21 protein-coding genes and 5 pseudogenes are annotated in these 24358 nt (G+C 63.2%); 14 read left to right on the top strand and 12 right to left on the bottom strand.

Annotated features, from left to right (window positions below; genetic code table 11):
• The 4 genes from tolA to ybgC all read right to left on the bottom strand — a co-directional run.
• Nucleotides 1-557 (bottom strand): cell envelope integrity protein TolA (gene tolA, locus E4P82_RS17560; protein WP_169250097.1); only part of this gene is annotated, 557 nt, incomplete at its 3' end.
• A 9-nt stretch (nucleotides 558-566) separates the two neighbouring features.
• Nucleotides 567-1022: a protein TolR gene (gene tolR / locus E4P82_RS17565; RefSeq protein ID WP_169250098.1), complete on the bottom strand. Its 456-nt coding sequence runs from the start codon at nucleotides 1020-1022 to the stop codon at nucleotides 567-569.
• A 6-nt stretch (nucleotides 1023-1028) separates the two neighbouring features.
• On the bottom strand, nucleotides 1029-1751 hold the full coding sequence (tolQ, locus tag E4P82_RS17570) for a protein TolQ (RefSeq protein WP_169250099.1): 723 nt from the start codon (nucleotides 1749-1751) through the stop codon (nucleotides 1029-1031).
• Nucleotides 1741-2145, bottom strand: a complete 405-nt coding sequence (gene ybgC, locus E4P82_RS17575) for a tol-pal system-associated acyl-CoA thioesterase (RefSeq protein WP_169250100.1) — start codon at nucleotides 2143-2145, stop codon at nucleotides 1741-1743. The genes tolQ and ybgC overlap by 11 nt, the downstream gene beginning before the upstream one ends.
• Nucleotides 2146-2232: 87 nt before the next feature.
• Here ybgC and E4P82_RS23395 point away from each other — a divergent pair.
• A pseudogene (locus E4P82_RS23395) lies at nucleotides 2233-2424 on the top strand (EF-hand domain-containing protein); the annotation flags it as partial.
• A gap of 150 nt (nucleotides 2425-2574) precedes the next feature.
• Here the strand turns inward: E4P82_RS23395 and ruvB are convergent.
• From ruvB to E4P82_RS17605, 5 genes and pseudogenes are all read right to left on the bottom strand, one after another.
• Nucleotides 2575-3615, bottom strand: coding sequence for a Holliday junction branch migration DNA helicase RuvB (gene ruvB / locus E4P82_RS17585; protein WP_169250101.1), 1041 nt, complete (start codon nucleotides 3613-3615; stop codon nucleotides 2575-2577).
• A gap of 114 nt (nucleotides 3616-3729) precedes the next feature.
• Nucleotides 3730-4338: a Holliday junction branch migration protein RuvA gene (gene ruvA, locus E4P82_RS17590; protein ID WP_169250102.1), complete on the bottom strand. Its 609-nt coding sequence runs from the start codon at nucleotides 4336-4338 to the stop codon at nucleotides 3730-3732.
• A complete protein-coding gene (ruvC, locus tag E4P82_RS17595; protein ID WP_312915573.1) occupies nucleotides 4335-4859 on the bottom strand; it encodes a crossover junction endodeoxyribonuclease RuvC in 525 nt (174 codons plus the stop codon). Before ruvC ends, ruvA begins: the two co-directional genes overlap by 4 nt.
• Before the next feature lie 2 nt (nucleotides 4860-4861).
• A pseudogene (locus E4P82_RS17600) lies at nucleotides 4862-5604 on the bottom strand (YebC/PmpR family DNA-binding transcriptional regulator).
• Nucleotides 5605-5619: 15 nt separating this feature from the next.
• A complete protein-coding gene (locus tag E4P82_RS17605) occupies nucleotides 5620-6318 on the bottom strand; it encodes an esterase/lipase family protein (protein WP_169250103.1) in 699 nt (232 codons plus the stop codon).
• Nucleotides 6319-6478: 160 nt separating this feature from the next.
• Between E4P82_RS17605 and E4P82_RS17610 the strand changes: the two genes are divergently transcribed.
• Both E4P82_RS17610 and nadA read left to right on the top strand, forming a co-directional pair.
• Nucleotides 6479-7129 (top strand): NUDIX hydrolase, encoded by a 651-nt coding sequence (locus E4P82_RS17610; protein ID WP_211203202.1) that lies wholly within the window; start codon nucleotides 6479-6481, stop codon nucleotides 7127-7129.
• A gap of 31 nt (nucleotides 7130-7160) precedes the next feature.
• Nucleotides 7161-8244, top strand: a pseudogene (gene nadA / locus E4P82_RS17615) (quinolinate synthase NadA).
• A gap of 235 nt (nucleotides 8245-8479) precedes the next feature.
• Here the strand turns inward: nadA and E4P82_RS17620 are convergent.
• The gene (locus E4P82_RS17620) at nucleotides 8480-9652 is read right to left on the bottom strand and encodes a PilT/PilU family type 4a pilus ATPase (protein WP_281383717.1); all 1173 of its coding nucleotides are present in this window, start codon (nucleotides 9650-9652) and stop codon (nucleotides 8480-8482) included.
• Between the two features lie 509 nt (nucleotides 9653-10161).
• Here E4P82_RS17620 and E4P82_RS17625 point away from each other — a divergent pair.
• The 11 genes and pseudogenes from E4P82_RS17625 (at nucleotide 10162) to truD (ending at nucleotide 20679) form a co-directional block, all read left to right on the top strand.
• Nucleotides 10162-11322 (top strand): DegQ family serine endoprotease, encoded by a 1161-nt coding sequence (locus tag E4P82_RS17625; protein ID WP_246327677.1) that lies wholly within the window; start codon nucleotides 10162-10164, stop codon nucleotides 11320-11322.
• Between the two features lie 17 nt (nucleotides 11323-11339).
• A complete protein-coding gene (gene accA / locus E4P82_RS17630) occupies nucleotides 11340-12380 on the top strand; it encodes an acetyl-CoA carboxylase carboxyl transferase subunit alpha (protein ID WP_169250105.1) in 1041 nt (346 codons plus the stop codon).
• A gap of 46 nt (nucleotides 12381-12426) precedes the next feature.
• The gene (tilS, locus tag E4P82_RS17635; RefSeq protein ID WP_169250106.1) at nucleotides 12427-13848 is read left to right on the top strand and encodes a tRNA lysidine(34) synthetase TilS; all 1422 of its coding nucleotides are present in this window, start codon (nucleotides 12427-12429) and stop codon (nucleotides 13846-13848) included.
• Nucleotides 13849-13874: 26 nt separating this feature from the next.
• Complete coding sequence (locus tag E4P82_RS17640; RefSeq protein WP_211203203.1) at nucleotides 13875-15524, top strand: CTP synthase; 1650 nt, start codon at nucleotides 13875-13877, stop codon at nucleotides 15522-15524.
• Nucleotides 15524-16363 (top strand): 3-deoxy-8-phosphooctulonate synthase, encoded by an 840-nt coding sequence (gene kdsA / locus E4P82_RS17645; RefSeq protein WP_169250114.1) that lies wholly within the window; start codon nucleotides 15524-15526, stop codon nucleotides 16361-16363. The genes E4P82_RS17640 and kdsA overlap by 1 nt, the downstream gene beginning before the upstream one ends.
• A gap of 42 nt (nucleotides 16364-16405) precedes the next feature.
• Nucleotides 16406-17695 carry a phosphopyruvate hydratase gene (gene eno, locus E4P82_RS17650; RefSeq protein WP_169250107.1) on the top strand — a complete coding sequence of 430 codons (1290 nt, stop codon included), beginning with the start codon at nucleotides 16406-16408 and terminating at the stop codon, nucleotides 17693-17695.
• A gap of 10 nt (nucleotides 17696-17705) precedes the next feature.
• Nucleotides 17706-18191, top strand: a complete 486-nt coding sequence (gene ftsB / locus E4P82_RS17655; RefSeq protein ID WP_246327678.1) for a cell division protein FtsB — start codon at nucleotides 17706-17708, stop codon at nucleotides 18189-18191.
• Nucleotides 18192-18271: 80 nt separating this feature from the next.
• A pseudogene (gene ispD / locus E4P82_RS22365) lies at nucleotides 18272-18922 on the top strand (2-C-methyl-D-erythritol 4-phosphate cytidylyltransferase); the annotation flags it as partial.
• 84 nt (nucleotides 18923-19006) lie between these two features.
• Nucleotides 19007-19479: pseudogene (gene ispF / locus E4P82_RS22370) on the top strand (2-C-methyl-D-erythritol 2,4-cyclodiphosphate synthase).
• Between the two features lie 101 nt (nucleotides 19480-19580).
• Nucleotides 19581-20201, top strand: coding sequence for a tRNA pseudouridine(13) synthase TruD (locus E4P82_RS23305; protein WP_312915585.1), 621 nt, complete (start codon nucleotides 19581-19583; stop codon nucleotides 20199-20201).
• Nucleotides 20194-20679 (top strand): tRNA pseudouridine(13) synthase TruD, encoded by a 486-nt coding sequence (gene truD, locus E4P82_RS23310; RefSeq protein ID WP_312915588.1) that lies wholly within the window; start codon nucleotides 20194-20196, stop codon nucleotides 20677-20679. Before E4P82_RS23305 ends, truD begins: the two co-directional genes overlap by 8 nt.
• Before the next feature lie 105 nt (nucleotides 20680-20784).
• On the opposite strand, the gene hemN is transcribed toward truD, so the two are convergent.
• Nucleotides 20785-22167 (bottom strand): oxygen-independent coproporphyrinogen III oxidase, encoded by a 1383-nt coding sequence (gene hemN, locus E4P82_RS17670; RefSeq protein ID WP_169250108.1) that lies wholly within the window; start codon nucleotides 22165-22167, stop codon nucleotides 20785-20787.
• The coding region (locus E4P82_RS17675; protein ID WP_169250109.1) for an EAL domain-containing protein at nucleotides 22164-24358 on the bottom strand (2195 nt) is incomplete at its 5' end. The genes hemN and E4P82_RS17675, both read right to left, overlap by 4 nt.

Below are 24358 nucleotides of genomic sequence, written 5' to 3' on the forward strand. Positions count from 1 at the left end.
TCCTGCTTGGCTTCCGCCGCTGCCTGCCGCTTGGCTTCCTGCTCGGCTTCCTGCGCTGCCTGTCGCTTGGCTTCCGCCGCCGCCTGCCGCTTGGCTTCCAGAGCTGCTTGACGTTGCTCCTCTGCTTGCTGTTTGGCTGCCTCGGCTGCTTTGCGTTTCGCCTCCGCCGTCGCTTCGCGTTGCTCTTCGGCTTTGTGTTTGGCTTCTTCTTCCTGACGCCGTTCCTCAGCCTCGCGCTTCTCTTCCTCGCGCTGACGGCGAAGTTCCGCCTGTCGCCGCTCTTCCACCTCCCGCGCCGCTCGCGCCAGTTCGGCCTGGCGCTCGGCTTCCGCGCGTTGCTGGCGACGCTCTTCCTCAGCCAAACGCTCCAATGCATCGCGGATCGCGACTTCGTCCACCACCTCGGCCGGAATCGCTTCGATCTCAGTCTGCTCGGGATGCAGCGCATCCGTGATATTCAGATTCAGCAATAAAAATAGGCCGACCAAAGCATGGACGGCAATCGTGACCGCCGTCGCCACGAGGTCTTGGTACTTTTCCCCACGCCCGAGTTGCATCAACCGCGATTACCGCTGGCTCGCCGATCCGTCCGGAGGCGCCGTGGACAAACCGACCTTGATCGCGCCGGCGTTGCGCAGAGCGGTCATGCCCTTGATGACCTGATCGTATTTGACTTCCCGGTCGGCGCGCACCAGGACCGGTGGTTGCGGTTTATGCGCCATCAGTTCCACGACACCTTGCAGTCGCGGTTCCAGAGTGTCGCAATCCACTGTTTGTGCTTTCTCCGCGCCAATCCCCAGATAACAGGCACCATCCTTCTGCACCGATAGCACCACCACTTCGGACGCTTGATCCCGGTCGTTCAACGATTCCGCCGGCGCCTTGGGCAAATCCACCTCCACCCCCTGATTGAGCAGCGGCGCGGTGACCATGAAAATGACCAGCAACACCAACATCACGTCGATGTAGGGCACAATGTTGATTTCCGCTTTCAGGCGGCCATGCGAGCTGCGTCGCGCCATGTTGGGTCAACCCTGTGCGACCGGGGCACGGGCGGCCTCGGCGTAGCTTTTGCGCAAGTGGTAGGACTGCCGTTGCAGAATATTGGAAAACTCTTCCATAAACGTCTCGTAGCGATTGGCCAGCCGATCGACTTCATGCGCGTAGCGATTGTAGAAAATAACCGCGGGGATGGCCGCGAACAGGCCCATCGCGGTCGCGACCAGCGCCTCGGCGATACCCGGCGCCACCTGCGCCAGTGTAGCCTGCTGCGCCAGGCCCAACGCCCGGAACGCATTCATGATGCCCCAGACCGTGCCGAACAGGCCGATGTATGGGCTGGTGGAACCCGTCGTCGCCAGCAGCGACAGATAGACCTCCAGATCGTCCAACTCGCGCGAACCGGCCGCTCGCATCGCCCGTTGCGCGCCGCTGACCACCGACTCCGGGTCCATGGTCGGTTGAGAACGCAAGCGCAGGAACTCCTGAAAGCCCGCCAGGAATATCGCCTCCATCCCCCAAACCACTTCCTTTTGGCGGTTGATGCGCGCATACAACGAGGCCAGATCGATTCCCGACCAAAAATCGTCCTCGAACTGGTTCGCCGCCCGCCGCGCGGAAGTCAACACCATGCCCTTCTTACCGATCACCCACCACGAACTCAGCGAAATCAGCACCAATCCCAACAGGACCAGTTGCACGATCAGGCTGGCGTTAGTGATCAGGCTCCAGAACGACAAATCATGGGTCACCGACAATCTCCCTCATCAACTGCCGGGGCAACCGGCGTGCCCGGAAATTCTCCGCATCAATACATGCGACCTTGACTCGCGCGTCGCATAACACTTCGGTGGAATCGGCCCGACGGATGCTCTGGGCGAAAGTGAGGCTGGCACCGCCTACTTCCGCGATCCGGCTGACGACCTCCAACAGATCGTTGAACCGGGCCGGCCGATGGTAGTCCATGTTCAGCGTCCGCACCGCGAATAACACTCGCCGGTCGCGCAGCAGGACGTCCTGCTCGAAACCGCGGGCGCGCAACCACTCGGTGCGGGCGCGCTCCATGAATTTCAGATAGTTGGCGTAATACACCACCCCACCGCCATCGGTATCCTCATGGTAAACCCGTACTGGCCAGACAAACATTTTCCGTTTCCACTAAAATCGATTTTGCCTATCCCAACAATGCCGCCGCTCCTCCAGAGCCGCGCGAGTCCGTGGAGATCCCTCATCATGCGCGCCCTTATTGTACTGGTCCTGCTGCTGGTTGCCCTGCCTGTTTTCGCGGCGACTCCGTTGACCTTCGAAGAGGTCGACACCGATGGCGATGGCTTGATCAGCGCCGATGAAGCCGCCAGCGTCGAGGGACTGGACTTCGACGCCGCCGACGCCGACGCCGACGGCACCCTCAGCGTGGACGAATACGACATCGCCGTGGCAAAACTGCCGCCAGTCGCCGAACCGACCGTCCCGGATAATGGCGAGGCGGCGATGCCCACAACGCCTCCAACCCCGACCTCCACCCCCGAGGCACGCAACCCCAGATGCCGTCTACTCCAGCCAAGCCCTGATCCACTAAGGCGCGGCGCCGAACAGATCGCCGCCGCTCGCCGGGCCGGTGGCCAAACCGAAATGGCGGTAGGCATGCGCGGTCGCCAGTCGGCCGCGTGGCGTGCGCATCAGAAACCCCTGCTGGATCAGATACGGCTCCAACACGTCTTCGATGGTGCCGCGCTCCTCGCCCAGCGCGGCCGCCAAGGTGTCCAGTCCCACCGGCCCGCCGCCGAATTTATCGATCATCAGCCACAACAACCGCCGATCCAACTCATCGAAGCCGTGTTCGTCCACTTTCAGCAGATCGAGTGCCCGCCGAGCCACCTCGACGGTGATCCGCCCGTCCGCTTTTACCTGGGCGAAATCGCGCACCCGCCGCAACAGTCGATTGGCAATGCGGGGCGTGCCGCGCGAGCGCCGACCGATTTCCATCGCGCCCTCGGTATCATCGGTCTCGATCCCGAGAATGCGCGCCGAGCGAGCCACGATCTCGGTCAGTTCCTCCGGCGTGTAAAACTCCAGCCGGTGAACGATGCCGAAGCGGTCCCGCAACGGCGAGGTCAGCAAGCCGGCGCGGGTGGTGGCGCCGACCAGAGTGAACGGCGGCAAATCCAGCTTGATCGAGCGCGCCGCCGGTCCCTCGCCGATCATGATGTCGATCTGATAATCCTCCATCGCCGGATACAGAACTTCCTCCACCACCGGGCTCAAACGGTGAATTTCGTCGATGAACAACACGTCGCGCGGTTCCAGGTTGGTCAGCAACGCGGCGATGTCGCCCGGCCGCTCCAGCACCGGCCCGGAGGTCTGGCGCAGATTGACGCCCATCTCGACCGCGACGATATGCGCCAACGTGGTTTTACCCAAACCAGGCGGACCGAACAGCAGCACATGATCCAACGCCTCGGCGCGGGCACGGGCGGCCTGGACGAAAATCTCCAACTGCTCGCGCATGGCCTGCTGGCCGATGTACTCGTCCAGCCGCCGAGGGCGGACGGCCCGGTCCTGAGTGGCGTCATCGCCGCTGGTGGCCGGGGAAATCAGGCGATCGGAAGGATTCATGGGCGGTGGAATTGGTGAGGTGGCGAAACTGGCGCACGCTATCGGGAGTGTATCGATAGAAGTTTAAGACTAAACGCGAACAAACGCGCCAGTTCGCCAACGACTACGGCGGCATCAGCGGCGAACGCTGGATTGTAGCGCCAACCGGATGATCGCTTCGCTGGCGAGACCTTCGGTGTCGAGGCTCTGCACCATGCGCGAGGCTTCGGGCAGCTTGTAGCCCAGCGCCACCAAGGCGCTGATGGCGTCGTCTCGCGGCGTGGCGTCCGCCATCACTGGGCGCTCGCCTGACGGGGTGACGGTCGCCGGATACGGACCCAGTTCGCCGATCCGATCGCGCATTTCGATGATCAAACGCTCGGCGGTCTTCTTGCCGATGCCCGGCAATCGGGTCAATGCGGTGGCGTCGCTCTCGCGCACGCAGCGGCCGAACGCCTCCACGCTCATGCCGGACAGAATCAGCAGCGCCAGCCGCGGCCCCACCCCGCTCACCCGGACCAGATTGCGGAACAGACCACGCTCGGCGGTGCTGGCGAAACCGTACAGGGCATGAGCGTCCTCGCGCACCGCCAGATGGGTAAACAAAACGACCTCCGCACCCAATTCCGGCAGGCTCTGAAAGGTGTTCATCGACGCTTCCAGCTCGTAACCGACGCCATGGGCATCAATCATCAGGCCCGGCGGCTGCTTCCAGATCAGCAGCCCGCGCAAGCGGCCGATCATCGCCGTCTCCCGGCTAGCACGGCGGCGGAACCGAAGCGCCGCAAGGTTTGCCGGGTATGGCCATGACAGATCGCCACCGCCAGCGCGTCGGCGGCATCGGCTTGCGGCGGCTCCGACAAGCTCAGTAGCAGGGTGATCATTCGCTGCACCTGCGACTTATCGGCAGCTCCGCTACCCACCACGGCCTGCTTGATGGCGCGCGGCGCGTATTCGCTGATCGGCACGCCCGCCAGCACCACGGCGCACAGCGCCGCGCCCCGGGCCTGCCCGAGCTTGAGCGCCGAATCGGGATTGCGGTGCATGAACACCTGCTCGACCGCGACTTCCGCCGGCCGCCAGGATTGAATCACGGCGGTCAATCCTTCGAAGATGGTTTTCAGGCGCTCCGGCAGCGGCCGGTCGCTGGCGGTCTGGATGCAACCGCTGGCGATATGACGGCTGCGCGGTCCGTCCATGTCGACGATGCCGTAGCCGGTCTTCCGTGAGCCGGGATCGATGCCCATCAACCGAACCGTCGCCACACTCAGAGTTTCGCCAGGATATCGTCGGAAATGTCGGCGTTGGAGTAGACGTTTTGGGTGTCGTCCAGATCCTCCAGCATCTCCAGCAATTTGACCATCTTCTGGGCATCCTCGAAACCGAGGGTGGTGCTGGACCCAGCGCGCTGGGTCACCTCCGCCGCCTCCGGTTCCAATCCGGCGGCGGTCATGGCCTGCTTGACCTCCTGAAAGGCCGCCGGGCTGGTCAGCACGTCCACCGAGCCGTCCTCGTAGCTCACCACGTCGTCGGCACCGGCCTCGATGGCGACTTCCATGAGGCGATCCTCGTCGCTACCAGCCGGATAGCTCAGCACCCCCTGCTCGACGAACTGGAACGCCACCGAACCACTGGTGCCGAGATTGCCGCCGCATTTGCCGAAGCATGGCGGACTTCCGCCACCGTGCGATTGCGGTTGTCGGTCACGGCGTCCACCATCACCGCCACTCCGCCCGGCCCATAGCCCTCGTAGCGGATTTCCTCGTACTCCACGCCCTCCAGCCCACCGATGCCGCGCTTGATGGCCCGGTCGACGGTGTCCTTGGGCATGTTGGCGGCCAGCGCCTTATCCACCGCCAGCCGCAATCGCGGGTTGGCATTGGGATCGCCGCCGCTCATGCGGGCCGCCACAGTGATCTCGCGGATCAGCCGGGTGAACAACTTGCCGCGTTTGGCGTCCTGGGTGTTTTTCCGATGTTGGATATTCGCCCACTTGCTATGTCCAGCCATGCGAAGCCTCTTGCGTCAATTAGGCGTCAGTGCCTGAAAAATCAGAGTCAGTTTAGCATCCCCTCTTCCGGTCGCGCAGAGCGGACATGGCGAAACCGGCCGGTGGCAAAAAAACGCGCAAGACTGAGCGATCGTCGTTGGATCCACCAGCATCTGCATGTGCGAAACCGGCAGGCAAATATGATCGGTCATGCCGGGAAACTGCGTTTCGACCACCGCGATCATGCCGTCGGACGGCGCCGGCATGCCGGGAAACAGCAGGCCCAGGCCGATGTTCAGAGTGCCGGCGATCGAACCGATTGGGTTGGGCGCAACCCAGGCTGGCGCATCGCCCATCAGTCCACCCTCCAAACCCCGACCCACGAACAGGCCCAAGCCACTGTCGTGCATGATGCGAGCGGCGTAGCTGCCCTGATGGGGCGTGCCCAGGGTCACGATGTGGCCAGGCCGCTGTTCTGGGTAATAGTGGAATAAATAGCGCACCACCAGGCCACCCATGCTGTGGCCCAGGAAATGAATGATCGGCGTATCCAGCGGCTTCAACAAAGCGTGCAAGTCATCGGCATTTTCCGCCGGCGAGCGGGTGATGCTCGGGTAGGAATAATTCACCGTGTGGTAGCCAGCCTCCTCCAGCCAGTACTCAAGCAGTCGCATCCACAAGCCGTGCACGTACAAACCATGCACCAGCACCACCGTTTCCCGCTGGACCCCCATGATCGATTCTCCCGCATTAGTATTTTGGTAGGGGTGCATTCTAGCGAAATCCGCCGGCGTCCGTTTTCACCAATCCGCAAAATCGCCGTCATCTACTTGTAATAGTGTTCAAATGACACTAATATAAAGGTGTAGTTTGTACACCAACATGAAAACACCGATGAACTCGCCGACCGCCAGCCTGCCGACCCTGACCACCGACATCGTGCCGTTCGCCATTCGCGGCGAACGGCTGGAGGTGTTGCTGGCGCGACAGACCACCGGCTGGGGGCTACCCGGCGGTCCGGTCGGCGTGGACGAAGACCTGGACGCCGCCGCTCGCCGCCAGTTGGCCGAACAGACCGGCCTGTCCGATGTGTATCTGGAGCAGTTGTACACCTTCGGCCGACCGGACCGTAATCCGGCGCGGCGGATGGTGGCGGTGGCCTACTTCGCGCTGATTCCCATCGCCAGCGGGTCGGCCGGCGTGCCGGCCGCGGGCGATGCCGCGCGCTGGGCAGCGGTGGACGAACCGCCGCCGTTGGTCCTGGATCACGGCGAGATCGTCGCGGTGGCCCGCCGCCGGTTGGCGGCCAAACTGCTGTATTCCACCATCGCCCTGCAACTCATGCCGGAGCGCTTCACCTTGAGCGAATTGCAGGCGGTCCACGAAATCATCCTGGGCGAACCGTTGGACAAGCGCAATTTCCGCAAGCGCGTACTGGCGATGGATCGCATCGAAGCCACCGGCGAGCTGGCGCGGCACGGCGGCCGACGGCCGGCCCGCTTGTATCGAGCCCTGCACCCTGGCCAGGTTGAGCTGATCAAGTAATGCGATCGACACGGTCGCCGGAGAACCACGAATGAGCGCAGTCACTGCCGAAATTTTCACCAAGGACCATCGCCTGTTGCCGGTGCAGGTGCCGCCCACCGTGATCGAGACGCTGGACGTCGCCGAAAAAGCGGCGTTGGTGGCGAGGATCAAACGCTTGCTGGTGGAACGGGACGCCACTCTGGTCGCTCATTACTACACCTCGCCCGAATTGCAGGAACTGGCCGAGGCCACCGGTGGCTATGTATCGGATTCGCTGGACATGGCTCGTTTCGGCACCGAGTGCCAAGCCAGCACCTTGGTGGTGGCGGGCGTGCGCTTCATGGGCGAAACCGCCAAGATCCTCAATCCGGAAAAACGGGTACTGATGCCGGACCTGCATGCCGAGTGCTCGCTGGATCTGGGTTGCCCTCCCGAGGAGTTCGCCGCCTTTTGCGACCAGCATCCCGAACGGACGGTGGTGGTCTACGCCAACACCAGCGCGGCGGTGAAAGCCCGTTCCGACTGGGTGGTCACCTCGGGTATCGCCCTGGACCTGATACGCCATCTGGCCGAACGGGGCGAAAAACTGATTTGGGCGCCCGACCGGCATCTGGGCGCTTACGTGCAGCGGGAGACCGGCGTCGACATGCTGTTGTGGAGCGGCTCCTGCGTGGTGCACGAGGCATTCAAGGCCGACGGGCTGCGCAAGCTGCGCGCCCGACATCCCGACGCCAAGGTGCTGGTCCACCCCGAATCGCCGTTGGATGTCATTGCCCAGGCCGATGTGGTCGGCTCGACCACGGCGCTGGTCGAAGCGGCGCGCAAGCTGCCAACGAAAAAAGTTCATCGTCGCCACCGACAATGGTCTGTTCCATAAAATGAAGCAGGCGGCGCCGGACAAAATTTTCCTGGAAGCACCCACCGGCGGCAAAGGTGCAACCTGCGTCAGTTGCGCCCATTGTCCGTGGATGGCGATGAATGGTCTGCGCAACCTGGCGCGGGTACTGGAAACCGGTCGGAACGAGATCGTCATCGACGAGGCGGTGCGCGAACGGGCGGTTCGGCCCATTCGCCGCTTGTTGGAATTCGCCAAGCAGCGCAAGCAGGTGGTGCTGGGAAACAACGATGCCTGACCTGAAGTCTGCATCGCCCGGACCTCATTCGGGGTCACGATCACTTGCCGACACCACAAGATGCCGTGGAGGGAGAAGGTAACCGACCACCTCCTTGTCGCAATTGACCACTGGCCATCACGACGGCCACGGATAAAACCCGGCGACGGCGACGCATACCCGATGGATCAAACGGGACACGGTGGATGGACCGCGAAAATCGGATGCGATCGCCGCTGGCCACCGGGTGGATCGTTCAGCGTTTGCGATCTTCCTGGATCTGCAAATGACCCTCGCCAGCGGCTCGCGGCGGCGGCCACCGGCTTTCCAGCTTGATCCGCAGTCGCAGGTTGTTGGCGGAATCGGCGTGGCGGATCGCGGTTTCGTAGCTGATCCGGCTGGATTCGTACAGATCGAACAAGGCATCATCGAAAGTCACGATGCCTTGTTCGCTGGAACGGGCCATCACGCTCTTGAGCTCCTTGACCCGCCCCTGAAAGATCAGCTCGGCCATCAGCGGGGTGTTGAGCAGGATCTCCACCGCCGGAACCAGCCCCGGCTGGTCCTCGCGCGGCAGCAGGCGCTGCGAAATGAACGCCTTTACGTTGAAGGACAGATCCATCAGCACCTGCGCCCGTTTCTCCTCGGGGAAAAAATTAATGATGCGATCGAAGGCCTGATCGGTATTGTTGGCATGCAGGGTAGTCAAGCATAGATGGCCGGTTTCGGCGAAATTGATCGCGGCCTGCATGGTCTCCCGATCCCGCACCTCGCCGATCAAAATCACGTTGGGCGCTTGACGCAGCGTGTTCTTCAGGGCCACCTCGTAGGACTCGGTATCCGTGCCGACTTCACGCTGGTCCACCAAACATTGCTTGTGTCGATGGAAAAACTCGATGGGATCCTCAATGGTAATAATGTGCTCCTGGCATTGGCCATTGCGATAATCCACCATGGCCGCCATGGACGTGGTCTTGCCGCAACCGGTACCGCCGAGGAAAATCACCAGACCGCGCTGGGTCATGGCAACGTCCTGGAGGATCGGCGGCAGGTGGAGCTCCTCGATGGTCGGGATCCGCTGCTGGATCAAGCGCAGCACCATGCCAGCGCTACCGCGCTGGGTGAAGGCGCTGACCCGAAAGCGCGCGACGTCGGGAAAATTCAAGGAAAAATTGACTTCGCGATGCTGGTCGAACTCCCGCACCTGCCGGTCGTTCATGATCGAACGCACCAGCAGCATGGTTTGCTGCGGCCTCAGTCTCTGGTCGCCGAGCCGACGCACCAACTGGTTGACCTTAAGCGCCGGTGGGCTGCCGGCGGTGATGAAGATATCCGATCCCCCCAACTCCAGTAATTTAAGCGCCAACTCGTAAAGGTATTGAGTCGCCTTCTCATGATCGTCCACCATCTGCTCCGAACCCTGTCCCATCTTCCATCTCCCGTCGCTGATTCAAGCGCATCACGGCAAGCCGTATCCAGAGGCGATGTTCGCTTCGGCCACCCGGTCCACGGCACCATCCGCCCGCATCACCCCACATTCCGAGTATCGCCAACTATTCCATACCACGCAAACCGCACCGAAATCCGGCTTGACCGCCCCCCGCGCGCCACACTCCCCCCCACGACGCGCAGCCGCACTCCATCGACTCCAGGAAATGATCGCCACCATGACCCATCCTCGCCAACTGCTCCAATTCGCGCTGCTTGCACTGTCCCTGTGCTGGGTGACTATCGCGCCGGCCCGCACCGCCACCGAAGTCCCTCCGCCGGACTTTCGCAAGCTGGTCAAACAGAACGAACCGACCGTCGTCAATATCAGCACCACCCAGACCCCCCAACCGAAAGAGCCCCACCCGCATCCCCGGCCTACCGGGGCAGCCGGGTGCCGACAACCCCTATCTGGAATTTTTCAAGCGCTTCTTTCAGGATCGCCCGGAATTGCCCAGCGAACACCAGACCAACTCGCTGGGCTCGGGGTTCATCCTCTCGCCCGACGGCTATATCCTGACCAATGCCCACGTTGCCCAGGACGCCGACAAGATCATCGTCCGGCTCAGCGACCAGCGGGAGCGACCGGCCAAACTGATCGGCGTGGACGAAATGACCGACGTCGCCTTGCTGAAAATCGATGGCGAGGATCTACCGGCCGTGAAAATCGGTGATTCCGACGCACTGGAAGTCGGCGAATGGGTGCTGGCCATCGGTTCGCCCTTCGGCCTGGAGCACACCGCCACCCAGGGCATCGTCAGCGCGGTCGGCCGCAACCTGCCCAGCGGCACCTATGTGCCGTTCATTCAAAGCGACGTCGCGGTCAACCCCGGCAGTTCCGGCGGCCCGCTATTCAACCTGCGCGGCGAGGTGGTCGGGATCAATTCGCAGATTTACAGCAGCACCGGCGGCTACATGGGTCTGTCGTTCGCCATCCCCATCAAGCTGGCGATGCAGGTGGTCGAACAGATCAAATCCACCGGCGAGGTCACTCGCGGCTGGCTAGGTGTACTGCTACAAGCGGTCAACAACGATCTGGCCGATGCGTTCAAGCTGGATCGGCCGCGCGGGGCGCTGGTCGCGCAAATCCTGCCGGACAGTCCGGCCGCCAGCGCCGGCTTCAAGCAGGGCGACATCATTCTGCGCTACGGCGGCGAACCGGTGGAGGACTCCTCGCAACTGCCGCGAATGATCGGCGTGACCCCGGTCGGCAAAACCGTGCCCATGTCGATCCTGCGCAACGGTGAGCCGCTGGAAATCAAGGCCACCATCGCCCGGTTGGAAGCGACCGAGGAAACCGTTTCCACCATGGATGAATACAGCGATCCGCTGCTGCAAATCACCGTTGCCGATCTGAGCAACGAACAGCGCCGCGCCCTTGGCGCGGACGAGCGCGGAGTACTGGTCACCACGCTCGACGAAGGTCCGGCCGCGAACGCCGGCCTGTATCCGGACGATATCATCCTAGAAGTCAATTACACGCCGGTAAAAAGCGCCAGCCAGTTCGTGGAACTGGTCAAGGAGCTGCCCAAGGGCAAGGCGGTGCCGGTCCTGGTGCGGCGGGACAACGAATCGCTGTATCTGGCCATACGCACGCCCGAGCAGGGCTGATCCTCGAAAGGACGCCGATGAACCCGAACAATTGTCTGGATTTCGAACGACCCATCGCCGAACTGGAGGCGATGCTCAAGGAGCTGCGGCATCTCAGCGCCGAGCAGGATCTCAATATTCACGACGAGATCGCGCGGCTGGAGGCCAAGAGCAAGGCACTTACCGATTCCGTCTTCGCCACCCTGACGCCGTGGCAGATCTCGCAAATCGCCCGCCATCCGCTGCGGCCTTACACCCTGGACTACGTGGAACGACTGTTCACCGATTTTCAGGAATTGCACGGCGACCGCGCCTTCGCCGACGACCATGCCATCGTCGGCGGATTGGCGCGGCTGGACGGTCAGCCGGTACTGGTGATCGGCCATCAGAAAGGGCGCGACACCAAGGAGAAGATTTACCGCAACTTCGGCATGCCGCGCCCGGAAGGCTATCGCAAGGCGTTGCGACTGATGAAGCTGGCCGAGCGCTTCCGGCTGCCGGTATTGACCTTCATCGACACGCCGGGGGCCTATCCCGGCATCGGCGCCGAGGAACGTGGACAGAGCGAGGCCATCGCCCGCAACCTGTTCGAGATGAGCCGGCTGCGGGTGCCGGTGATCTGCGTGGTGATCGGCGAGGGCGGCTCCGGTGGCGCGCTGGCGGTCGGCGTCGGCGACCGGGTACTGATGCTGCAATACAGCACCTACTCGGTGATCTCGCCGGAAGGCTGCGCGGCGATCCTGTGGAAAAGCGCCGACAAGGCCCCCGATGCGGCTGAAGCCATGGGACTGACCGCCGACAAGCTGCGCAAGCTCGACCTGATCGACGCCATCATTCCCGAGCCACCTGGCGGCGCTCACCGCGACATGGCGCAAATGGCGGAAAACGTACGCGTCGCGCTGCGGGCGAACTTGTTGCAGCTAGAGTCGCTCTCCATGGACGAGCTGCTGGAGCAACGTTACCAGCGGTTGATGGCCTACGGAGTGTTCAAGGAAGCCGCGCCGGCCCTCTCGCTGCAATCGACCTGGCAAAGCAGCGTGGCTGCTCTGCTGGGGAAGGACAAGAGCGGGGAAGGATAATCCCGGATCTTCATTCACCAATCGCCCCATTGCGTCGCGCCACCCAATGAACGATGCCGGTCCCAGCCCTGCCTGCCTGCTGGATGGCCTCGCCGCACTACTCGATAACCATCCCCACATCCGCCATTTGATCGTCGGCTACAGTGGCGGCTTGGATTCCCATGTCTTGCTACATCTGCTGGCGACCAATCGCGCCTGTTGGCCAGGGCGGACGCTGGCGGCGGTGTATGTGGATCACGGCCTGCAAACAGCCTCGGCTAGCTGGGGCGAACATTGCGCCCATATCTGCCATGGACTGGATATCTCCTTCCGGGCGCTGCGGATCGACGCCCGGCCCTTGCCGGGAGAAAGCCCCGAAGCCGCCGCCCGCCGCGCCCGCTACGCCGCCCTCGCCGCCGAACTAGAACCGGATGCAGCCCTGCTGACCGCCCACCATCGCGACGATCAGGCCGAAACTCTGTTGCTGCAACTACTGCGCGGCGCGGGTCCGCACGGCTTGGCGGCAATGCCGACCACCAGCCGCCTCGGTCCCGGCTGGCTGCTGCGCCCGCTGCTGGAGGTGGATCGTTCCGAGTTGCTGGACTACGCCCTCGAACACGGCTTGCGCTGGATCGAGGATGTCAGTAACGCCGATACCGACTTCGATCGCAACTATCTCCGCCACCGCATCCTGCCGCTGCTGCGGGAACGCTGGCCGGCGGTCGGACGCAATCTGGCCCGTTCCGCCCAGTGGTGCGCCGAAACCGCCGATTGGCTGGACGCCGACGCCGACGCCGACCTCGCCCGCGTTGCCGCCCAGCGTCCCGACACCTTGCACATCCCGGCATTGCGGGAACTGAGCGAACCGCGTCAACGCAACGCGCTGCGGCGCTGGCTGCGACGACTCGGCTTGCCAGTTCCCGATGCCCAGCAACTGCGGCACATTCTCCACGACGCCTTGACCGCCGCCCGCGACCGGCAACCGTGCATCCGCTGGCCCGGCGGCGAAGTCAGACGCTACCGGGACACGCTGTATGCCTTGCCACCGCTGGTCACGCACGATGCGCGACAAACCTTCATCTGGCGGCACGAAACCAACGCTTATCCACCGCTGGATCTACCTGGATTGGGAACGCTGCGGCTGCTGGCAACCTTCGGCGAGGGACTGCGTGCCGAGACACTGGCCGGGGCAGCGCTCACCATCCGGTTCCGGCAGGGTGGCGAGCGGTTCCGACCGGTCGGGCGTCATCACAGTCAGGAATTGAAGAAACTGTTGCAGGAAGCTGGTATTCCACCGTGGAAGCGGGATCGCTTGCCGCTGATCTATCTCCCCTCCACGCCCACCTTGCCCCACGAAGGCGGAGAAAACCAGGGTCTGTTGGCGGTCGTCGGGCTGGGTATTGCCGCCGAAGTCGCCGCCGGATCTGGCGAGCCCGGCTTCCTGCCCGTTTTGCAGTCGCCATCGGCGACAGGCTTTGGTATCTTGTAGCGTCTCTCACCACCCCCCATCCCCGCATGACCCGATTCATCTTCATCACCGGCGGCGTGGTGTCCTCCCTGGGCAAGGGCATTGCCGCCGCCTCGCTGGCGGCCGTGCTGGAAGCCCGGGGACTCAAGGTCACCCTGATCAAGCTCGACCCCTACATCAATGTCGATCCCGGCACCATGAGCCCGTTCCAGCACGGCGAGGTGTTCGTGACCAGCGACGGCGCCGAAACCGATCTCGATCTGGGTCATTACGAACGCTTCGCCTGCATGACCGCCACCCGGCGCAACAACTTCACCACCGGGCGCATCTACGAAAACGTGATCCGCAAGGAGCGGCGCGGCGACTACCTTGGCGGCACAGTGCAGGTGATCCCGCACATCACCGACGAAATCAAGCGCTGTATCCGCCTGGGCGCCGGCGAGGCCGACATCGCCCTGATCGAAATCGGTGGCACGGTGGGCGACATCGAATCGCTGCCCTTTCTGGAGGCCATCCGCCAGATGGGGGTGGAACTGGGTCGCGAGCGCTCGCTGTTCATCCATCTGACCCTGGTGCCCTACATCAAATCCTCCGGCGAACTCAAGACCAAGCCGACCCAGCACTCGGTCAAGGAACTGCGCTCCATCGGCATCCAGCCGGACATCCTGTTGTGCCGTTCGGATCGGGAAGTGCCGGCCGGGGAGCGCCGCAAGATCGCACTGTTCACCAACGTCGAACCCAAGGCGGTCATCAACGTCCCCGACGCCGATACCATCTACCGGATTCCGCTGTTGCTGCACGCCCAGGGCGTGGACGATATCGTCGCCCGCAAGCTGCACCTGAACGATCTGCCGCCCGCCCGACTGACCGACTGGGAACGGGTGGTGCAAGCGATCGAGAACCCGACCGCCACGGTGAACGTCGCCATGGTCGGCAAGTACGTGGATCTGACCGATGCCTACAAGTCGCTGAACGAAGCCTTGCTGCACGCCGGCATCCACACCCACACCCAGGTCAACATTCACTATATCGACTCCGAGCAGATCGAGCGGGACGGCCTGGCCTGTCTGGCTGGCATGGATGCCATCCTGGTACCGGGCGGTTTCGGCGAGCGCGGCATCGAAGGCAAGATCGCCGCAGTACGCCACGCCCGCGAGCAGCGGATTCCCTATCTGGGCATCTGCTTGGGCATGCAGGTGGCGGTGATCGAGTTCGCCCGTCATGTCGCTGGACTGACGGATGCGCACAGCACCGAATTCCGCAAGGACACCCCGCATCCGGTCATCGCCCTGATCACCGAATGGACCGATGAAGACGGCACCATCCAGCAGCGCCGGGAAAACGACGATCTGGGCGGCAGCATGCGCCTGGGCGCGCAGCCCTGCCGGTTGGCGCCCCACTCGCTGGCCCGCGCCCTGTACGGTAAGGACGTGATCACCGAGCGCCACCGCCACCGCTACGAATTCAACAACCACTACCGCGAACCGCTGCATGCCGCCGGCTTGGCCTTCTGCGGTCATTCGCTGGACGAACGGCTGGTGGAAATGATCGAACTGCCCGGCCATCCCTGGTTTCTCGGCTGCCAGTTCCACCCGGAATTCACCTCCACCCCGCGCACCGGCCACCCGCTGTTCCAGGGGTTTATCGAGGCCGCGCTCCGGCAATGCCAGCACCGCCAGGAGACGAACCGCTCATGATGAAACTCTGCGGTTTCGAGGTCGGCCTGGACCGGCCGCTGTTCCTGATCGCCGGCCCCTGCGTGATCGAGTCCGAACAACTGGCCCTGGACACCGCCGGCCTACTGAAGGAAATCGCCGGGCGGCTGGGCATTCCGTTCATCTACAAATCTTCGTTCGACAAGGCCAACCGCTCCTCGCACCAAAGCCCTCGCGGCCCCGGCTTGGAGGAAGGGCTGAAGATCCTGGATACGGTCAAGCGCCAAATCGGCGTGCCGGTGCTGACCGACGTGCACGAATACACCCCGCTGGCGGAAGTCGCGGCCGTGGCGGACGTGCTGCAAACGCCGGCCTTCTTGTGCCGACAAACCGATTTCATCCAGAACGTCGCCCGCCAGGGCAGGCCGGTCAACATCAAAAAGGGCCAGTTTCTCGCCCCCTGGGACATGCGCAACGTGGTCGCCAAGGCGCGCATCGCCGGCAACGACCACATCATGGTCTGCGAACGCGGCGCTTCCTTTGGCTACAATAACCTGGTGTCCGACATGCGCGCCCTGACGGTGATGCGCGCCACCGGCTGCCCGGTGGTGTTCGACGCCACCCACTCGGTGCAGTTACCGGGTGGCCAAGGCAACGTTTCCGGCGGTCAGCGCGAATTCGTGCCGGCGCTGGCGCGGGCGGCGGTGGCGGCCGGCATCGCCGGATTGTTCATGGAAACCCATCCCGACCCGGACCGGGCGCTGAGCGACGGCCCCAACGCCTGGCCGCTGAACCGGATGGAACCTTTATTGACCGTGCTGCAAGCCCTGGACGCGCTGGTCAAACGGCACGGTTTCCTGGAAACCGAACTGAGCTTTTAACCCTTCGTCTTCAACGCACACACAACCAGAGGAGTTTTAGCAATGTCGAAAATCAAGTCGATTCACGGACGCGAGATTCTCGATTCGCGTGGCAATCCGACCGTGGCCGTCGACGTGGTGCTGGAATCCGGCGCCAAGGGCACGGCCGGTGTCCCCTCCGGCGCCTCCACCGGTAGCCGCGAGGCGCTGGAACTGCGCGACGGCGACAAGAGCCGCTATCTGGGCAAGGGCGTGCTCAAGGCGGTCGCCAACGTCAACAGCGAACTGAGCGCGGCCCTGGTCGGCATGGAAGCGGCCGACAATCAGGCCGCCGTCGATCAGAAGATGATCGACCTGGACGGCACCCCCACCAAGAGCCGCCTGGGCGCCAACGCCCTGCTGGGCGTGTCGATGGCGACCGCCCACGCCGTCGCCGCCGAGAAAGGCATCCCGCTGTACAAGTATCTGAATCCCACCGGCCCCTACCATCTGCCGGTACCGATGATGAACATCCTCAACGGCGGCGCTCACGCCGACAACAGCGTGGACATGCAGGAATTCATGATCATGCCGGTCGGCGCCCCCAGCTTCCGCGAAGCCCTGCGTTGGGGCGCGGAAGTGTTCCATGCGCTGAAGGCGGTGCTGAAGAAGCAAGGCATGAACACGGCGGTCGGCGACGAGGGCGGTTTCGCGCCCAACCTGCCGTCCAACGAAGCCGCGTTGGACGTGGTGATGGAAGCCATTCGCCAAGCCGGCTACACCCCGGGCAAGGATCTGTACATCGCGCTGGACTGCGCCAGCTCCGAGTTCTACAAGGACGGCAAGTACGTTCTGGAAGCGGAAGGTAAGTCCTTCACATCCAACGAAATGGCCGACAAGCTGGCCGACTGGGTCAACCGCTATCCGATCGTGTCCATTGAGGACGGCATGGACGAGAGCGACTGGGACGGCTGGGCCTATCTGACCAAGGTGCTGGGCAAGAAGACCCAACTGGTCGGTGACGACCTGTTCGTGACCAACACTTCGATCCTCAAGCGCGGCATCGAGCAGGGCATCGCCAACTCGATCCTGATCAAGGTCAACCAGATCGGCACCCTGACCGAGACGCTGAACGCGATCAAGATGGCGGCCGATGCCGGCTACACTTCAATCTCCTCACACCGCTCCGGCGAAACCGAGGACAGCACCATCGCCGACCTGGCCGTGGCCACCGCCGCCAGCCAGATCAAGACCGGCTCGCTCAGCCGCTCCGACCGGGTCGCCAAGTACAACCGGCTGCTGGTGATCGAGGAAGAGCTGGGTTCCGCCGCCACCTATCCGGGCAAGGCCGCGTTCAACGTGTTCCGCGACTAACGGAACGCAAATGACGGTTTCGGTGCTTTCCCCTCGAACCGAAATCGCGGCTTCCGCGCCTCCTCGCCCCACCGGGGTCCGAGGGCGCGCGGAAGCGTCGGCCCTCACCGGCGGCACCGCAAGGCCCAATTCCCCCTTTTCCGATCCCCGAATCATGCAGATCCTGGTGGCGGCGCTCATCGCCGTGCTGGTCTTTCTACAATACCTGCTATGGATCGCCGAAGACGGCGTCCGGCAAACCCATGCCCTGCAAATCGCCGTCCAGGCACAACAGGAGGACAATGCGGCGCTGGCCGAGCGCAACAGCGCGCTGGCGGCCGAAGTCGAGGATCTGAAGCGTGGCTTGATGGCCATCGAGGAACGGGCTCGCTCCGACATGGGCATGATTCGCAAGGACGAAACGTTCTATCGCCTGCTCGAACAGCCGCCGGAAGCGACTCCGACCCCATCCACTCCACCCGCCGCCGACAAACCCTCCGCCGGGCGACGGCATTGAGCGAACCTCCCAAGCCCCCATTCTCTCCGGCCGCTCCCCGGCATTGGGTGTTGATACCCGCCGCCGGTGCCGGCAAACGCATGGGTTCGACCATCCCCAAGCAATACCTGCCGCTGGCCGGCCGACCGGTCATCGCCCACACCCTGGATATTTTCCTGCAACACCCGCGCATTGCCGGTCTGGTGGTGATCGTCGGCGGCGAGGACGAGTGGTGGCCAGAGATAGCCGCGAACCTCGCGCCCGCCAAACCGTTGTGGGTGGCCGAAGGTGGCGCGGAGCGCTGCCATTCGGTATCGAACGGATTGGAGGCGCTGCGCAGGCACGCGCATCCCAGCGACTGGGTTCTGGTGCACGACGCCGCTCGCCCCTGCCTGATCAACGCGGATCTGGACCGGCTGCTGGACCAACTGGCGGACGATCCGGTCGGCGGGTTGCTGGCCGCGCCGGTGCGCGACACCCTGAAACAGGTGGATGGAACCGGACGGGTCGCGACGACCGTGGACCGGTCGCGACTCTGGCACGCGCTGACCCCGCAGATGTTCCGATTGGAACTGCTGCACGATTCCTTGCGCTCGGCACTGGCCCAAGGCTTACTGGTGACGGACGAAGCGGCGGCACTGGAGGCGGCCGGTTTCTCCCCCCGATTGATCGAGGGCCGGGCGGACAACCTGAAAATCACCCGACCGGAGGATCTGGCCCTGGCCGAGTTTTATCTCGCCAGAAAACAGAGGATGAAGGACGGGGAACAGGAAGCGGAAAAATCCCCTGCTCCCCACATCCCGCCCCCCGCCTCCCATCCCCCAAACCTCGGATGCATGCGCATCGGTCACGGTTTCGACGTACACGCCTTCGGGCCAGGCGAATCCATCACCCTGGGCGGGGTCCACATCCCACACGCGCGTGGACTGGTCGCCCATTCCGATGGCGACGTGCTGCTGCACGCATTGTGCGATGCGTTGCTGGGCGCGGCCGGCTTGGGCGACATCGGCCGCCACTTTCCCGATAGCAGCGCGGCGTTCAAAAACATCGACAGCCGGATTCTGCTGCGACAGGTGGTAACACTGCTGCGGGAACGACATCTGACGGTCGGCAACGTGGACGCCACCATCGTCGCCGCAAGCCCCCCAAAATGGCCCCGCACATTGCCACCATGCGGGAGCAGATCGCGGCGGACTTGGGCATCGAACCGGACCGGATCAACGTCAAGGCCACCACCACCGAACGGCTGGGCTACGTCGGTCGCGGCGAGGGCATCGCCGTTCATGCGGTGGCTCTTCTAATTGGTTAATCTCCATCTCTGGTGAATCACGTAGTCCGGCAAACCGTCACCGTTTGCAAGGCCAAAAAAACCGGTGGAAATCGAACGATCGATCCTCATCGCCGAGCACAATGCTCAACCCGCTCATTCCTCCACAGCCACCCTTCAGTGCCAACGCCATGTTCGATTATCCTGACCTTACCGTCTTGCCTCACGCTTACGGCCAACCCCATTCGCGCGGCCGTTTGCGCGCCACGCCCGAGGATTTTCAGGTGCGCGAGGAACTGGATTTCGCCCCGGACGGCACCGGCGAACATGTCTGGCTGTGGGTGCGCAAGCGCGGTGCCAACACCGACTGGGTGGCCCGGCAACTAGCGCGGCGGGCCGGCGTGCCGCCGGGCGCGGTGAGTTACGCCGGATTGAAGGACCGCCACGCCGTCACCGAACAATGGTTTTCGGTGCATCTGCCCGGTAAAACCGACCCGGACTGGAGCACCGATCCCGATTCCGATTTCGCGGTGCTCGAAGCAGCGCGCCATTCCCGCAAACTGCGGCGCGGCGCTCTGCGCGGCAACGCCTTTCGCATCGTGGTGCGCGAGATGGACGGCGATCCGACCGAACTGGCGGCGCGGTTCGAACGCATCGCCGCGACCGGCGTCCCCAATTATTTCGGCGAACAGCGCTTCGGCCGGGGGGGGTGGCAATCTGGAACGGGCCGCGGCGATGTTCGAGGGACGGGAAAAAGTGCGTGATCGCCAACAGCGGGGCCTGTACCTGTCCGCCGCCCGCTCGGCGCTATTCAACGCCGTGCTGGCCCGACGAGTGGTCGAAGGTAGTTGGAATCAGGCGCTGCCCGGCGAGGTGCTGATGCTGGCCGGCAGCCACAGCATCTTTACGATGGAGGAAGCCGACGACACGATCCGGCAGCGGATCGCCGCCTTCGACCTGCACCCGACCGGCCCGCTGTGGGGTGTCGGCGAATTGTCGAGCACCGGCGCGGCGCGGGAACTGGAAACGGCGGTGGCCACCATGCTGCCGTGCTTTTGCGATGGGCTGGCGGCGGCGGGGCTGAAGCAGGAACGGCGGGCACTGCGGCTGATGGTGCAAGATGCGGCGCTGGAATGGTCCGAACCCGGCGTTGCCGTACTCGGCTTCCGCCTGCCGGCCGGCGCCTACGCAACCACGGTGCTGCGGGAATGGATCGAGTCGGATATCGACCCGGCGCGTTGATACCTGATCGCATTCAACCCTTCGCGCCGGTCCGGCTCCGGCAAACAGGGTGACGCACGGTGAGAATCAGCGCCGACTGTCGGGAAGTTTTGAACCGAATCCGACTCAAATCACCCTGGAAAACCGCTGCTGGCGCTGGTCGCGCAAATAGCGATCGAACACCATGCAGATATTGCGGATCAACAGCCGGCCCGATGGCAACACCCGGATGCCGGTTTCCGACAATTCCAGCAATCCATCTGCTTGCAGATCGGCCAGCTCCGTCAGTTCCGCCGCGAAATAATCCCGAAAACCGATACCGAACCGCCGCTCGACGGTGGCGAAATCCAGGCTGAAGTGGCAGATCAGATCGGTGATCACCGCCCGCCGCAAGCGGTCGTCGGCGTCCAGCCGCACCCCCCGGAACACCGCCAGCCGCCCCTCGTCGATCCGCGCGTAATAATCCTCCAGCGTCTTGCGGTTCTGGCTGTAGCTGTCGCCCACCATGCCGATGGAAGTTGCGCCCAGCCCGATCAGATCGCAGTCGGCGTGGGTGCTGTAACCCTGGAAATTGCGGTACAGCGTGCCCGCCTGCTGTGCCATCGCCAGTTCGTCGTCCGGTTTGGCGAAATGGTCCATGCCGATGTAGACGTAGCCCGCCGCGGTGAGCCGCTCGATGGTGGTCTTGAGGATCTCCAGCTTCTCCGCCGGCGGCGGCAAGGCATTGGCGTCGATCTGACGCTGGGTCTTGAACAGCTCCGGCAGGTGCGCGTAATTGAACACCGACAGCCGGTCGGGACCCTGAGCCACGATCTCGTCCACGGTGCGACCGAAACGGGCGGCATTCTGGTGCGGCAGGCCGTAAATCAGATCCACGCTGATCGACTTGAAGCCCTCGCGCCGGGCGGCGTCCATCGTCGCGAAGGTGATCTCCTGAGGCTGAATCCGGTTGACCGCCCGCTGCACTTGCGGATCGAAATCCTGTACTCCCAGGCTCAGTCGGTTGAAACCCAGCTCGCGCAGCAGAGCGATGGTGCGCTCATCGGTTTCGCGCGGGTCCACTTCGATGGAATATTCGCCGCTGTCGTCGTCCAGCAAGCGGAAATGCTCCCCCGTCACCCGCATCAATTCCCGCATCTCGGCGGCGCTGACGAAGGTGGGCGTGCCGCCGCCCCAGTGCAACTGAGTGACTGGCCGAGAGCAGTCGAACAACGCGCCCTGCAAGGCAATTTCCCGGTAGAGATGATCGAGATAAGGCGCGGCGTGGCGACGGTTCTTGGTGACGATCTTGTTGCAGGCGCAGTAGAAACAGACCGTGTCGCAGAACGGAATGTGGAAGTACAGCGACAGCGGTCGGCCGCTGGCGTTGCTGGCGTGGACCTGCTCGCGATACTCCGCTTCGCCGAAGCCCTCGTGAAACTGCACGGCGGTCGGGTAGGACGTGTAGCGCGGCCCGGCCTTGTCGTACTTGCGGATCAAGGCGGGATCGAAAACGAGGTCGGTGTTCATGATGATTGTTGGCCCCAGGGCGTGGGCTGACCGAAGAAATAGCCTTGGGCATAGTCCACGCCCAGTTCGCGCAGGCGTTCGACGATGGCCAGGCTATGGGTGTATTCGGCGATGGTTTGGATGCCCAGGGTATGGCTCATCTGATTGATCGCCGCCACCAGGGCGCAATCGCTGGCATTATCGGTCATATCCTGGACGAAGCTGCCGTCGATTTTGAGGTAATCGACCGGCAGGGTCTTGAGGTAGTGGAACGAGGACAGGCCGCTGCCGAAATCGTCCAGCGCGAACTGGCTGCCACGGCGCTTGAGTGCCGTCATCAATTCGATGGCCTGCCGCAAATTCTGAATGGCGGCGGTTTCGGTGATCTCGAAACACACTCGTTCGGGCGGGAAGGCGTGGGCGGCGAACTGGGCTTCGATAAAGTTGAGCAGAGTCTCGTCGCTAAGGGAATTGCCGGACAGGTTGATGGCGATCCGGGCGCCGGTCTGGCCGATACCGTCGGCGTACTCGCGAAACGCCGCCTGAATCACCCAACGGTCGATGGCACCCATCATGCCGTAGCGTTCGGCGGCCGGAATGAAGGCGGCGGGCAACACCAGTTCGCTGTTTTCGTACCGATGGCTTTTATGCACCACGCGCAGCAGCACTTCATAACGCGCAGGGCGACGGTCGGACCCGACCAAGGGAACGATGGGTTGATAATGCAATCGAAATCGCTCCTGTTCCAAGGCGTCGCGCAAACCGGCCGCGCCCAGGATTTCGCCGTGGTGTCGCACCGTTTCGGTATCTTCCCGTTGATAGAGGTGCACACGATTGCGGCCCAGCTTCTTGGCGATATAACAGGCGACGTCGGCCTGAGTGAACAGTTGGGTGGTGTTTTGCGACTCCGCCGTGATCGGTACCAGGCCGATGCTGACCCCGATCTGGTAAGTCAGGCCCTCCCAGTGGAAGCGGTGGTTGTGGATGGCGCTCACCACGGTTTGGGCAATACGCTGGGCGCGTTCCAGCGGGCAGTTGTCCAGCAGCAGGCCGAACTCATCGCCGCCAATGCGTGCCAGCGTATCACGCCCGCGGAACATGCCGGACAGGATGACATTGATTTGTCTGAGCAGTTCGTCGCCCGCCGCATGACCGGCGGTGTCGTTGACGACCTTGAACTGATCCAAGTCCAGATAGCATAGCGCGTGCAGTGCCCCAAACTGCTGGGTGCTGTTCAGTGCCCGTTTCAGCCGCCGCTCGAATTCCGGCCGGTTGATCAAACCGGTCAAGGCGTCATGGGTGGCCTCATACTCCAACTGGCGGGCCAACTGGCGGTTTTCGGTGACGTCGTGAAACACCAGCACAACGCCCAGCACTTGGCCGCTTCGACCGCGAATCGGCGCCGCCGTATCGCTTATGTGATATTCCCGCCCGTCGCGACTGATCAGCATGGAGTAGTCGGTCAAACTGACGATCTTGCCTTCCTGGAGACAACGTGCCACCGGATTGGAGACCGGCTGGCGTGTTTGCTCGTTGATAATGAGGAAGATGGCGTCGATGGGTCGACCCCGAGCTTCGGCCGTGGTCCAACCGGTGAGTGCCTCGGCGATTGGGTTGATATATTCCACCATGGCGTGGGCATCGGTGGTGATCACCGCATCGCCAATGGAATGCAGGGTAACCTGCGCCCGTTCCTTGGCTTCGAACAGCGCCTCCTCGGCTCGCTTGCGCTCGGTGATGTCGATACCAACTCCAATCAGTTGCCCAACCTCGCCCGCTTCATCCTTGATGGGTGCCTTGACGGTATAAATCCAGCGGGTCTGCCCGGACTGGTCGACGAATTTCGCCTCTCGTTCGATTTTCTCCTGGGTTCGATCCAGAAGCGCCCCATCATCCTCAAGCAACGCTTGTTTCGACTCGGGGTCGGCCGCAAAGTCGGAAAAGGCGTGTCCGACCATCTGCTCGGGGGTGAAACCGAAGCATTTCGCCAAGCTTTGGTTGGCCAACATGATCTGGCCTTGTCGGTCCTTGACATAGATGAAGTGAGGATCGGCGTCGATGACCGTTCTGAGAAACGATTGCTGTCTCTCGATTTCCTGTTGGGCGTACAGCAGGCGCTCGACCAGTTGCACGTTGCGAAAGCAGGCGGTGATGTTGGTGACGAACACTTCGAGCAGCGGGCGGTTCAGGGCGGTGAGCGCCTGGCCGGAAT

It is taken from the genome of Candidatus Competibacter phosphatis, assembly GCF_012939995.1.
Lineage (GTDB): Bacteria > Pseudomonadota > Gammaproteobacteria > Competibacterales > Competibacteraceae > Competibacter > Competibacter phosphatis.